The organism is Haloferax mucosum ATCC BAA-1512, assembly GCF_000337815.1.
Lineage (GTDB): Archaea > Halobacteriota > Halobacteria > Halobacteriales > Haloferacaceae > Haloferax > Haloferax mucosum.
Genome location: NZ_AOLN01000008.1, coordinates 1 through 11,920, shown reverse-complemented (window position 1 = coordinate 11,920; position 11,920 = coordinate 1). Strand labels below are relative to the sequence as shown.

Sequence of the window (11,920 nt, the reverse complement as noted above, 5' to 3'; positions counted from 1 at the left end):
TTACGCTTCTGCGGCGGTCCGATAGCGCCGGTAGACGGTCGGAAAGAGGAGCGCGACGCCAGCGACCGCCGCGAGCGCGATAAACTCGGGTCGAACGACCGCTCCGAGCGATTCGGTCGTGAGCGTCTCGACTGACGCGCCGGCGAGGACGCCGCCGATGGCCCACGGGAGTTCGCCGAGCGCGGTTCCGAGTGCGAACGCGCCGAGACCGACGTTCGAGACCCCCGCCGCGACCGACACCACATCGGACGGAATCGGAAGGAGACGGCTGGCGGTGACGCCCCGCACAGAGCCGGTGACGGCGATGGTCTGTTCGCCCATCTCGGCCAGCCTGTTCGTTCCGCGGTAGCGACGAGCGAAGCGATACGGCGGAATGCTCGTGAGTACGATAAGCCCGAGCGCGAATGGGATGCCGACGGGGCCGAGTCCGTAGCCGACGATAAGCGCGAGGAGCGTCGTCGGCCACGCGAGAAGTGGGCGGACGACCGCGAGCGCGCTCACCACGAGGACGAGGCGAACTGGGTCGGCGGCGACCCACGTCGCACGCGAGACGACTGCCTGTGGGGAGGAGAGAACGACACCGACGATGACGACAGCGAGCGCGAGACCGGCGGCGAGACGCGGGCGGGACACGGGTACTCTACGCTGGGTCGTCGCGCCGCGACCAAACGCTTTGTGCTTCGGAGGGCTTTAGCCCGATGCGGTTCGATTGACTCCTGATTCGTGACGGACCCCGACTACTCCCGCGACGAACGTGTGGAGCTCGCCCTCGACTTACTCGCCCACGTGGAAGCGGACGATCTTCCACTTTCTGCGGTCGTAGACCGCATCGAGACGGTCACGACCGACCCGACGCTCACGCGCGACATCCTCGACACCGCGGAGCTTCGCGGCATCATCGAACGGGAGGGCGGCCGCATCCGTCACCAACGCGGCGGGACGTTCGTCCGCTTCGAGAGCCAGGTCGTCCAACGCGAGGGCGAGTTCGACTGTCGGCGGTGCGGAGCGTCTCTCTCGACGGGTCACTTCGTGCGATTCGAATCCGGCGAACTCGGGCCGTTCGGCTCGTCGTGCATCAGAAAAGTGCTCGGTCGTGAGTAGTCGGGGTGCCGCCGTGGTTCGGGACGTTGTCTCGGGCTACTAGTCGTCTTGTGACGACCGAACCCGCTGTCGCCTCACCGCCCGCGACGGAGTTCGTCGATGAGTTGTTCGACGAGTTCCTGCTGATAGCGGAGTTGCTCGGTTTGTGCCTCGACGGTCTCGCGGAGCGATTGGATTTCCGCGGCGAGGTCGGCCTGATTTGCCTCGGACTCGGTGGCGGACTCGAATCCAGACCCCTCGAATCCGAGGTCCGAAGTGTCGGCGACGTTGTCTGGTTCGGAATCGATGGTCTGGGGCGACTGGACGGACTGTGCTGACTGCGCCGACTGCGTCGATTGGGGTTCTGACACCGACCCCGTCGTCGATGTCGCTTCGACCGGCTGACGGGGAGTTGACTCGGCCGGCTGTTCGCCCTCGGAACGAGTCGCGTTTGCGGGTTCTTCGGATAGCTCGCCGGGGTTCGCGCTCAGCGGGTCGGGACCCGCACCGAAGTCGGTGTTGTCGCGCTCGCGGTCGGTCTCCGATTCGGCCTCGGCTTGCGCTTCGGCCATCTTGATACGGAACTCTTCGAGACTGCCGACGCCGTGGTAGTCCGAGAGCGCCCGGGAGAGTTTCTCGCGGACGAGTCGCGCTTCCTCGTTCGGAATCTTGAAGCGTTCCTGCCGGCCGTCAACCGTGAGGACGACGGTCGTTGCGACGCTTCCGGACTCGAACTCTAAGTCGGTGACGTCGCTGTAGTGGTACGATTCGTAGTCTTCGTCCCAGACCGCACTCCCGATGTGGCGGACGACCCGCGCGTCGGTGACGACGAACGTGAGTTCACTGAAGCGGAACGTCTGTATGACCGTCTCGCCGTCGTCTGTCACGCCCGCGGCCGCGAGCACGCCGCCAACGATTGGTTGGAGCGCGTCGTCGAGGCGTTTCGCCGACAGTGAGAACGTCTCGCTTCCGTCGAGTCCGTAATCGAGCGAGATTTTCGCCTTTCTGCGCCCTTCGCTCACAGACAGTCGCTCGGCACCGTGCGAAAACTCGTCAACGGACTCGTCCGAGAGGAGACCTTCTGCTCGATAGACGAGCGTCCGCGTCGGAGTTACAAACAGTTCGTCCTCGCCCCCGAGGTGGACGCGAGTCACCACGTCTTCCTCACCAAGGACGGACTGGACGATCTCCGGTTGGCTCATGCGTGTGTCCACCCGGTGTTAGGGCATAAATCCGTGGGTGATGGACCGAATCAAGTGCTGTGGTGACTCAACACGAGGCCGCTCGAGATGAGAAGCTTAAATACAACCAGCGTACAACGCGAAGATGAGCCCGGGTGGCTTAGCTGGACATAGCGCCGCACTCATAGGGTTTCACAATCGGTGCGGAACGCCTTGGAAGCCTCCGCCCCTCACGAGGTCATGCCGGCCTCGTACCTGGGACATGCGGAGATCGTGGGTTCGGAGCCCACCCCGGGCACTACTCAATTCCTTCACATTCCCAATTAGAAAGGAGAGTCGTAACGCCGTCTCCTGATTTTTCCTGGAAACAGTGGGGGAGTCTCTCTGATGTCTGCCACGACCAGCGGCGGTCGTGGTGGCAGTTAGGTCCTGCACAGAGGTGACCGCCAGTGAGTGACGAGTCGCCCGGAGAGATCGTCGTGGAGTTCTCTGTCCTCGACGATGCTGACCTGACATCGTTACCTCAGACGAAGGCGACACTGTCATGTCTACCGTTGGAGGCGAGTACACTCCAGACCACCTCGACGAAGACGTCCAGGACGAACGCAAGAACGTCGACTTCGAGATGCCGGAGTACGTCGCGGCATGCCGCTACTGCCAGGCGACCTTCGAGACTGAAGAAGATGCGCTCGCTCACGAGTGGAACTGCGACCTAGACCCACCGGCGAGTGCCGCTTCTGTGGCGGCACGCACATCCGGAAGGACGTTCGTGAGGACCATTCTACTCGTGCGCGGAAGCAGAGATGCACGAGCGTCGCCACAAGCGCGGTGTTCGCGCCCGGACGATGCGCGGTCAGGACGCGAAGACAGCCGTTTCAGGGCTTCGGAAGTTCCTCCTTCCACAACCCCACGAGTTCTCGGCGTACCTGAAGTGGGACAATTCCCTATCCACGTACTTCCGTCTCGTCTCACTCTACAAGATGCACGACTTCGAGGAGTACGGGAATTTGCGCGCCGGTATCGAGTTCGCCAACGAAGAGTGGACCGTCGAATTCAGCTACGCCGACGACCCCGGGCTCACCACACCTGACGACGATACCGACCGAGGTCGGTTCGATTGGCGCCTCGGGAAAGACGGAGTCCCCGAGTTCATCGTCCGCGTCTACCCATCGGCCTACCCCTCATTCAAGGAGGCGAAGGACGACAACCGGAAACGCGCGTACTTCCGCGTCCGGCCGCAGTAGCCCGGTATCGAGTCCAAGAGCGGGACGTCATTCCGAATCCGCATGGAACCCTCGGCGTCGACATCGAGACTCGTGGGAGCTATTTCGAGTGCGACCAGTACCCGGCTGTCCTATTCGAGACGTTGCGAGAACTTCGCGAGCGGCAAGACGAATTCGGTTGGGACTCGTTTACTGGAATCGATTACCAGTCGCTCTCGCCGGAGAACGTCCACGACTCGTCGAACATCACCGACGCCGAGCTATACGTGCGCGCAAAGAAGAGTGAAATCGGCAGAGTGTACGCTTTCGACGGCATGCTTCACCGCATCGCACTGATTCTTGGTGGTGAGCACAGCGGCTACTCGAAACTACTTCGCAGTCGAGGGGCAGGCTCGGATGGTCAAAATCGTCCACAATCCTCTCCCACGAATTGCTCAGCAACAGGACGACGAGATTCGGAGGTTCACTGTCGCTGGCAACATGAACGAGACAGATCTCGGGGCCGTCGAGGAACTCGTTACCGGCGGTGGTGACCTTTCTCCAGCCGATCTTGCGGATAGAATCGGGAAAGCCACAGTACGGTCCACGATTCTCTCGAGCGCCTCGGCGAACTGCGTCAGCTCGTCGGCTGACGTCTTGTTTCTTGAGTGGTAACACTACTGACCGACGGTGGTATCGGCAACGATTTCCGTATTTCAGAACGTTGGAAGCTGTATTTTTCTGGACGTCGTCTCGACTTTCCAGCGACCGCCACCGGCGTCACTTCGAATTACGGGGGGACCCGTAATTCTCCGTTAGATGTGTGGCTAAAGATCCACACTCCAAGATTACTTCCGGCCCCTGCGGGGCCTCCGGATGAAACAGATGAAACAGGGGTCGCCGCGCCTACTCAACGCGGCTTGTCACGAGTTCAGTAATCAACATCTCCCCGAAAAGAATTGAATCTCGCACTCACGGTGGTCCACTGTTCAAGTGAGTATGAATCTGATTTGAATAGTGTGCCGAATCTGCCTCGGAATACAAATTCAGCCACAAACGTGAACTCAGAGACCCAGTTGGTACTCGTTAGTCTATCTACTCACTTCGATTTTGATTTAGCCAGAACTCAACACACAGTATTCAACCCCGTTTAAGTCCAATATGATTAACTTGCCTCGGATACAGTCTTAGTCAAAATGAGGACTCGAGATCTCCCAGAAGATGCGCCCGGGCACTATCGCGAGTCCCATCCGAATCCATACTACATTCCAGACAAACTACCGCTTTCGTCCAAAATTAGAATGGACGAAGAACTTGCATCAGCTCTCTCTGATGCGACGTTCCAGCTTGGGCGTATCGATGGGATCAGTCCGGCCGTAGACTTCTCACCTGTGCTCTACACGTCCCTCATTCGACTTGAGGCAGTCGAAACGGCCGAAATCGAGGGTGCAGACGTCGATGTGGACGAAGTCTATGCGTATCATACACAGAGTAAGTCTACTGAGACGATTGATGTAAGTCGAGATCTACAAGAGGTCCTCAACGCCGAGCGAGCACTCCAGGATGGATTCAAAGCTATCAAGAGCGGAAATCCAATCACACTCGGACTACTCAAATCGCTCCACAAAACGCTCCTTGGTGGTGTTCGGAACGAGGGCGACGTCGTCGGAGACTGGCGAGACAGCGATGTCCGTATCCCATCACCGCGTGGAAGTCAACCCCCATTCGTTCCACCCCCGCATAGCAAAGTCCCGGAGTTGATGGACTCACTCGAGGCGTACATTCAGATGGGCAGGCAACACCATCCATTGATCGACCTTGCAATCGCTCACTACCAATTCGAGACTATCCACCCCTGTTCGGATGGCAATGGGAGACTTGGCCGTATCCTAATTGTTCTCCAACTACACGAGGCAGGGTATCTCTCTGACCCGTATCTCTATCCAAGTGCCTACTTCAACCGGAACAAGCAGGAGTATGTAGAGAAGATGCGCGCGGTCAGCGAAGAAGGGAACTGGCGTGACTGGGTCTTATTCTTCGTCGAGGGTATCGAAGAGCAAGCACAGGACTCCTACAAGCGGACTTTCGAACTCATTGGGCTTCGCCGGGAGTACGAAAAACAGTATCCAAATAAGAAGACAAGTCACAAACTTGCGCGTGGCCTGTTCGACCTTCCATACTTCACCGCGAGCGAGGTGGAAGAGAGATTCGACGTCAGTGGCCAGACCGCATACAACGCCATTGAGGAGCTAGAAGACGAGGGCTTGATCGTCGAAGTGACCGGAAAGAAGCGTAATCAGGAGTATAAGGCGGTCGATATCTTCGATATATTGGAACGCTCGACTGTTAGGTAGCAACGGGGAGGCTTGGTGCCCAGCTCGTAGGAGTGCGGGTTTGCTGAACCTGTTCAACAACGAAGGTTCCCGTACAGACCGTCCATATCTTCGCTTCATTAAGTGTCAGACCACCCTGTGCGAGTGTACGAGATGATTGCCTGCTACACTCGTGTCTCGACAACGGACCAGAACCTCGACCGACAAATCGACGCGACGCAGCAGTACGCCCGCGAGACGTTCGGTGTCGGACTCGACGAACTGGAAGTCTACCGAGACAAGTCGACGGGAACCGAAACGAATCGGTCGGCGTACAAACGGATGATGTCAGACGCGTCTGACCACGACGATACTCATAAATTCGGCTATAGGATATGCAAGCGCTCATCCAGGCACTTCCTGGGTGCACATCCTTAGATTCGTAGCTCCAGCTACCATCTGAAAAATCAAGAGAGCCAGAACCCTGAGTTTTGAAGTCTACAGCCCAATCTCCGTGGCTTCGGCCTCAGAGCGACTGAATGACGAACTATCCGCTGGAGCAATCCCGATATCAGCGAGTGACCGCTCGATAAGTGGTTTTGCTCGTTCGACATCACACATCTCGACTGTTTCGGACATCCGCATCCGCGCTGATGCCTCCGAGAGACGCTGCAGTGCATCGAGTTTCCGGGCCGTAATCGGAAGCGGTGGTCCGTCGTAGTTTGACTGCCCCATTTTAGAGGCGTACCGTTCGGGGAGTGACGTCTTCGTCTCGACGAACCACTCGCGCATCTCGCGCTCGACCGCGTCATCGCGAACGACCGGCTGGATAGCCTTCGCGGCCGTGACGTAGGCGGTGAACTCGTCGCGGTCCAACCGGACTGAACGGCCCAGAATCATCATCTTCGACCTCGTCACCAGCGGCACGCCGGGCCGCACGCTGACGTGAGCTGACCATCGTCCCGGGGATCTCCCGCATCTTCTCTTCGTCCTCCTCTGACCGAATCGTGAAGATGAGATCGAACCGAGACAGTAGCGGCGACTTCAACTCCACCTGTTCGGCGATGTCCTTCGATGGGTCGAAGTGACCACCTGTTTGGGTTCCCTGCAACTAGAAGTGCCGTCTCGGCGGAGAGCGTCGCGTTCTTGCCTGCCTTCGAGACGTGCACTTGTTGGGATTCGAGTGCGGTGTGCAGCGCATCGGGGTCGGACGTGTCCCCCTTATCGAGTTCGTCGAGGACAGCGATGCCTTTGTTCGCCCGAACCAACGTTCCCGCCTCGATGGAGAACTGTTCGTTGCTGAACGAGTCCTTCACGATGGCTGCGGTAAGTCCCGCACTCGACGACCCAGTACCGTCGGTGAGCGCTCCGCGCGGCGCCGTGTCGTAGGCCACCTCAAGGAGCAACGTCTCCCAGTACCGGGGTCGCCGAGGAGGAGCATGTGCGAGTCGCCACGATGGCGCGTGCCGTCCTCTGCCGTGCGTGCCCAGCCGCCGAACTGTTGGAGCACCAGCGCCTCTTTGACGTGACGGTGGCCCTGGTGCGACGGCGCGAACGACTCGACGAGGATGTCGAACGTGTCTGGCGCTGACGCAACATCTTCGATAACGTCTTCGTACGCCGAAAGGTCGGCATCCACGAACCCACCTTTTTCGACTGTGTAGCCCGTGCCGACGAGGTTCTTCTCGAATACTACCTCTCCGGTGCACACCGGGGTAACACGACCGTAAAACGTCGTTCGCGTGCCGCCCTCAACCCGGGAGTTCCCCGGGAGGCCGTCTTTCAGGTGGATGTCGATATGCTCGGTCTCCCCGCGGGCGTTCTCCGGCGGTTCCTGGAGGCGAATCTTCTGATAGTCGCACCACGACGATTGCGTCTCGTCTAGGCGGAACGGCTCCTGTAGCTCGCACCCTTGGCACTCGTAGGGTTCTTGTAGCGTCCCGAAGCCGGTTTGCGGGATGTAAGTCATCGTCCCGCAGCGCAGGCATTTGAATGCCGCCTCCTCGACCATCGGATCCACCTCAGTCCGCTTCATGATTTGCCCTTCGAGGGCGAACATCCGGGCCGACAAGTCCGCCGGAGAAAACCCGCCGACCGGGAACGTCGCATCGTCCGGGAGATTCACCACCGAGACCGACGCCCGAGCCATCGGTTTCTCCCGCCCGGGGACGTCGAACTCGTGAACAGCGTTTTCGAGCGCTTCGAGTGTAGTCTCGGGTCGAGCGATGAGGTCGCTCGCAACACTCGACACGTCCGACATCGACACCTCGTCGTCCTCGTCGACTCCCTCCTCGTAGCGGGCGATGGTCTGCCAGTCGAGTTCGAGACGCGTCTCGTTGGGATACGCCTTCCCCAGCTCGTAGATGTCGTCCATCGCGACCGACTCGAGCACGTCAGTGAGCCGCTCGTCGTAGCTCATCCGAACACCCCGAGGAGCGACATCCAGTCGAACGACAGCGCTCGTTCGAGAGCCATCGAGGCGAGTTCACGACCGCGAGTAACGTTCAGCGAGACGATACCGAGGACTAGAGAGCCGCGAGTGTGAGCGCGATGACCTTCGCGTCGTGAGCGGCTGTCGACGCCGCACCCGCAACCAGCGACCCGGCTTTCGACGCCTTGTGGACGTAGCTCACCACGACCGGCAACACGAGCAGTCCCACGACGGAGACGCCCTCGATACCGACCGACGCGAGTGTCCGGGACACCACCTCACGGGCGACGTCCATTACTTCTCGTCACCTCCGAGTTGGAAAACGTTCTCGGGTGTCTTCGCCTCGGCAACCCGTGCCTGCCGTCGCGTGTACCACCAGTAACCGATGCCACCGACGAGAAGTGTCACACCCAGAACCGACGCCAGTGGAAGCGCAGTGTCAAGTGCCGACCGAACTGGGTCCGTGATGGACTCTGGCGAGATGAGCAAGATGCCGATGAACGCCGCGACAACCAGCGCCAAGAGCACCAACGGTCGCTCGACACTGGCTTCGAGCACGTCGAGGATGTGCGCCGTTCCGTGTACGCGACTGCGCCCGCGACAATGACCAAGACGAGAGCGGCGACGAGGCCGGGGTTCAGAACTGGCATTGTGGGGCCGTAGTCGTTCGCGACGTCCGTGACGGAACCACCGCCGGACCCAAAGAATTCGGGACCACTGGATGCCGACTCAGTCGACGTCGACTTCCGGATGTGGAGAATCTCTTCGGAGTCGTCGTCCGACAGCGACACGGTCTCTCTAGCGAGTGCCGAATCACGTTGCGCCCCCTTCGTCATCGAATAGAGGAGGTAGGTATCACCAGCAGACGGGGCCAAGAACTCGAAAGAAACGCCGTCGCCAGAGTGTTCACCGGGCATCACCGAAATCCTCGGTTCGGTCGTCGACGGTTCGGTGATGCGGAACCGGGTCTCTCCGGTCGCAACGTCGACACGAACTGGAATCGTCGAAACGCGGAACGTCGAGGATGCAGACGTACCCGACAAGCGAAGGCGGTGATATCCGGTTGCGTCACCTCGTCGTATTCAGAATCACCGAACGACTCGTTGTACGTGTAGTGAAGTCGAGCTTCGTCTGGGGACCCGCCCAACGAGATATACGAGTCGTTTGCCCACGAGTCGAGTCTGACCTTGGAATCGAGACGCTCACCGAGTGGTGTCGGACCTGTCACCGTAAGAGAACCGTTCGAGGCCACCAACCTCTGTCCCGTAGCACGGAGCGAGACCGAATCACCACCAGAAACCGGACCCATACCGACAACCAGTGCTGTTCCGTCGAAGTCGTAATCTTCCGGTACTACGGTGGACCAACTTCCACCGTTGTGCCGCTTTTCGATGGACTTGGTTTGCGCGATGTTTCCGGCAAACGGAATCGAGGGGGGTCACACCAGTTTGGTCACCGGTGAATGTCTTGCTGACGTTGTACGACTCTCGCCACTTCGAGGACTCGTAACTGACCGATTGCTGGTCGCGTGCTGTATGAGAGAGTGAGAGATTCACGCTCGGAGTTGGAGCGTCATCTGATAAGGAACCGTTACCAACTCTGAACTGGATAGTGTTCTCTCCCGACTGAATCCACGGCTCGTTTACCGACAAGTTTGCAGTCTGACCTTCAGACAGAGTCCCGGTGAGTCCAGTCGAATTTAGACTCGTGTTCCCATCGAACCTCGTTTTCTGGATCCGAAGTTCCACTGAATCCACTTCGCGAATAGATATCGATGACTCACCAGTGATCGTACGACCCCTAGTATCGTCGACGAATCCACTCTACGATTAGATTCCGTATCCCACCATCCTCAGCTTTCACCGTGTCCAGACTTGGGTCGTGGTCACACCGATTTATCGACCAAACTCGAACTGTATTGAATAGGCGTCGAAGCAGTTTCGCAAGCCATAGAAACATCTTCTCAAAGTTGTCAGCGATTGTGTGAATCCCCTGACCGAGAGTGAGGCCCACAAGCAGCAGTATCAAGACGAGTGCTGCGATGTTCAGGAGCGAGAGACCGTCGTCGAGAACCCCCAGAGAGAGCAGATCCATCGGGAGAAACGAAAGCGCCCCAAGAAGCAGAACCGCACTAGGAACAGACTTCCCGAATAGGTCGTGGCTGCTGAATACCTGTAGTAGATTGTTGTTCATCTGTGAATCAGGGGGTATCGAACTCGGTGACTGCGATGTTATCTACCCCAATTATTTCATCACTCTTAGATTATCGGGTTCTCTGAGTATCAGTCAAATCGGGATTGAAAACTAGGTTATTCTACCCATCACCACCTCTCCTCAGAAACTTGCTTCTTCATCCTCACCAGCTCGTCTCTCGTCTCTCCACTCGTCACCCGAACCACTCCCTATCGGGCCAGGTGTGAATCGCGGGGGCACCCAGTTCTTCGGCAACTTTCCCAGACCATCTGGATCTGCTCAAGCGCGTACTTGACCACGTCTCGTCGTCGAGGAGGGCTTCAAACTGCGACGCCGCGTTCTCGAAGTGCCTCGACGTACAGTTCGGAGTTCACCCCGTGGTTGATGCGTTCGTGGAAGACGCCTTTGGGTCGACAGCGCGGAACTAGTTGAGCGCTTCGTGGGTGTCATCAATTTAAGCGAGAGAACTAGTCATTTTCTTAATTGGCTTATTTTTGAATGTTGCCTTCTAAAAATTCCAGGTTTAACTATTTTGAGATAGAACTTATATGCCGGTGAGCTATTCTTCCCAGATACAAGATTCAAGCGTGGCTTTATTATCCACGGTTTCAAACGGGATTGCAAGCGTGTCTAAACAGAATCATACTCTTGACGACTTATTAGTTGATGAGGACGAACTGAACGAGGAACTCCTGTATGGCCTCCTCGCCGATTACATCCGGATAGGAAACGACAGTGGAGGGATAATTCTTCAACCGGGATTTAACAATTTGAATTCCAGAGAAAAATCTGCCATTATCCTCCTTGCGCAGCACGCGAGAGTTGAATTAGGAAAAGCGGAAAATAGGTGGCTTACCCCTTCAGAAATCAGCAATGCCAGTGGAATAAAGAAAGGAACTGTCTACCCCGCTGTTCGGCAACTCGAAGATGACGGAATTGCCCAGAACGACGACGGGTCCTATAGTATTCCCATGTACAACCTTGAGACAATTAAGTCGTATATCGGAGGTGATGACGAGTGACTGATTTCAAAAAAAGGTTATCTGACTTAGAAGACCGTGTTAGTTCACTTGAAGGACAGATAGCCGGCCAAGCACAACCGGCCTCAAAGAGCGAAATCCGCTCATTCGTAGAGGATTGGGACCCAGATACACACAAAGAGCGTGCGGTTGTGATTGGGTACTTCATCGAACATGGACGTGGAGAGAATAATTTCACTGTCGAAGACATTACCGACGGTTACCGGGAATGCAAAATTCAAGAGCCCGCAAATATGAGCGACATCCTCGCAGGGGCAGAAAAAGAAGGGTTGGCGATGAGGGATGGGAAAGAAGGACGACTTCAAAACTGGGTTCTCACCGCCGATGGTGAGAAATTTGTCACGGAAGGTAACGACGAATGACACTCAAAGATGACATCCAAAGCGAACTCGTCGTAGACGAAGAGTCGATTCTCGAGGCGAATTTGGACCGTGTGAAGCCCCTATTTGACTTATTCAACGACGGAACAATCAACATTGAC

General features: G+C 57.5%; 13 protein-coding genes, 1 tRNA gene and 2 pseudogenes. 8 read left to right on the top strand and 8 right to left on the bottom strand.

Translation table 11 applies throughout. The features are described 5' to 3' along the window. The gene (locus C440_RS05310) at nt 1–633 is read right to left on the bottom strand and encodes a TVP38/TMEM64 family protein (RefSeq protein WP_008318988.1); all 633 of its coding nucleotides are present in this window, start codon (nt 631–633) and stop codon (nt 1–3) included. Nucleotides 634–723: 90 nt separating this feature from the next. Between C440_RS05310 and C440_RS05305 the strand changes: the two genes are divergently transcribed. After that, nucleotides 724–1,101 (top strand): DUF5830 family protein, encoded by a 378-nt coding sequence (locus C440_RS05305; RefSeq protein WP_008318985.1) that lies wholly within the window; start codon nt 724–726, stop codon nt 1,099–1,101. A gap of 74 nt (nt 1,102–1,175) precedes the next feature. Here the strand turns inward: C440_RS05305 and C440_RS05300 are convergent, their stop codons facing one another. Beyond that, a complete protein-coding gene (locus tag C440_RS05300; protein WP_008318983.1) occupies nt 1,176–2,282 on the bottom strand; it encodes a DUF7115 domain-containing protein in 1,107 nt (368 codons plus the stop codon). A gap of 128 nt (nt 2,283–2,410) precedes the next feature. On the opposite strand from C440_RS05300, the gene C440_RS17275 reads away from it, so the two are divergent. After that, a tRNA-Met gene (locus C440_RS17275) sits at nt 2,411–2,559 on the top strand. A gap of 225 nt (nt 2,560–2,784) precedes the next feature. Here the strand turns inward: C440_RS17275 and C440_RS18010 are convergent. After that, entirely contained in the window at nt 2,785–2,958 is a 174-nt protein-coding gene (locus tag C440_RS18010; RefSeq protein ID WP_241431995.1) for a hypothetical protein, read from the bottom strand. Between the two features lie 106 nt (nt 2,959–3,064). Between C440_RS18010 and C440_RS18250 the strand changes: the two are divergent. From C440_RS18250 to C440_RS05280, 4 genes and pseudogenes are all read left to right on the top strand, one after another. Next, nucleotides 3,065–3,804, top strand: a pseudogene (locus C440_RS18250) (DUF7845 domain-containing protein); the annotation flags it as partial. 76 nt (nt 3,805–3,880) lie between these two features. Continuing rightward, nucleotides 3,881–4,138 carry a hypothetical protein gene (locus tag C440_RS18000; RefSeq protein WP_049915372.1) on the top strand — a complete coding sequence of 86 codons (258 nt, stop codon included), beginning with the start codon at nt 3,881–3,883 and terminating at the stop codon, nt 4,136–4,138. Nucleotides 4,139–4,659: 521 nt separating this feature from the next. Then, on the top strand, nt 4,660–5,817 hold the full coding sequence (locus tag C440_RS05285; protein WP_049915370.1) for a Fic family protein: 1,158 nt from the start codon (nt 4,660–4,662) through the stop codon (nt 5,815–5,817). Between the two features lie 132 nt (nt 5,818–5,949). After that, entirely contained in the window at nt 5,950–6,213 is a 264-nt protein-coding gene (locus C440_RS05280; RefSeq protein ID WP_008318979.1) for a recombinase family protein, read from the top strand. Nucleotides 6,214–6,273: 60 nt separating this feature from the next. On the opposite strand, the gene C440_RS17995 is transcribed toward C440_RS05280, so the two are convergent. The 5 genes and pseudogenes from C440_RS17995 to C440_RS05265 all read right to left on the bottom strand — a co-directional run bounded on the left by C440_RS17995 (nt 6,274) and on the right by C440_RS05265 (nt 8,764). Beyond that, a complete protein-coding gene (locus C440_RS17995) occupies nt 6,274–6,678 on the bottom strand; it encodes a hypothetical protein (RefSeq protein ID WP_241431994.1) in 405 nt (134 codons plus the stop codon). After that, the gene (locus tag C440_RS18135; protein ID WP_275040240.1) at nt 6,584–6,829 is read right to left on the bottom strand and encodes a hypothetical protein; all 246 of its coding nucleotides are present in this window, start codon (nt 6,827–6,829) and stop codon (nt 6,584–6,586) included. The genes C440_RS17995 and C440_RS18135 overlap by 95 nt, the downstream gene beginning before the upstream one ends. Before the next feature lie 97 nt (nt 6,830–6,926). Continuing rightward, nucleotides 6,927–7,786 (bottom strand): annotated as a pseudogene (locus C440_RS17990) (AAA family ATPase); the annotation flags it as partial. A gap of 514 nt (nt 7,787–8,300) precedes the next feature. After that, complete coding sequence (locus C440_RS17985; protein ID WP_008318977.1) at nt 8,301–8,501, bottom strand: hypothetical protein; 201 nt, start codon at nt 8,499–8,501, stop codon at nt 8,301–8,303. After that, nucleotides 8,501–8,764, bottom strand: coding sequence for a hypothetical protein (locus tag C440_RS05265; RefSeq protein WP_008318975.1), 264 nt, complete (start codon nt 8,762–8,764; stop codon nt 8,501–8,503). The genes C440_RS17985 and C440_RS05265 overlap by 1 nt, the downstream gene beginning before the upstream one ends. Before the next feature lie 2,189 nt (nt 8,765–10,953). Between C440_RS05265 and C440_RS05250 the strand changes: the two genes are divergently transcribed. Together C440_RS05250 and C440_RS05245 are read left to right on the top strand one after the other, a co-directional pair. Then, nucleotides 10,954–11,421, top strand: coding sequence for a helix-turn-helix domain-containing protein (locus C440_RS05250; RefSeq protein ID WP_206537073.1), 468 nt, complete (start codon nt 10,954–10,956; stop codon nt 11,419–11,421). Next, on the top strand, nt 11,418–11,801 hold the full coding sequence (locus tag C440_RS05245) for a hypothetical protein (protein ID WP_008318967.1): 384 nt from the start codon (nt 11,418–11,420) through the stop codon (nt 11,799–11,801). The genes C440_RS05250 and C440_RS05245 overlap by 4 nt, the downstream gene beginning before the upstream one ends. Nucleotides 11,802–11,920 lie beyond the last annotated feature (119 nt).

What these genes read in the sequence shown, in the direction of transcription:
- C440_RS05300 (WP_008318983.1), bottom strand. Translation starts at nt 2,282, where the DNA reads ATGAGCCAACCGGAGATCGTCCAGTCCGTCCTTGGTGAGGAAGACGTG.
- C440_RS18000 (WP_049915372.1), top strand. Translation starts at nt 3,881, where the DNA reads ATGGTCAAAATCGTCCACAATCCTCTCCCACGAATTGCTCAGCAACAG.
- C440_RS05285 (WP_049915370.1), top strand. Translation starts at nt 4,660, where the DNA reads ATGAGGACTCGAGATCTCCCAGAAGATGCGCCCGGGCACTATCGCGAG.
- C440_RS05280 (WP_008318979.1), top strand. Translation starts at nt 5,950, where the DNA reads ATGATTGCCTGCTACACTCGTGTCTCGACAACGGACCAGAACCTCGAC.
- C440_RS17995 (WP_241431994.1), bottom strand. Translation starts at nt 6,678, where the DNA reads ATGATGATTCTGGGCCGTTCAGTCCGGTTGGACCGCGACGAGTTCACC.
- C440_RS17985 (WP_008318977.1), bottom strand. Translation starts at nt 8,501, where the DNA reads ATGGACGTCGCCCGTGAGGTGGTGTCCCGGACACTCGCGTCGGTCGGT.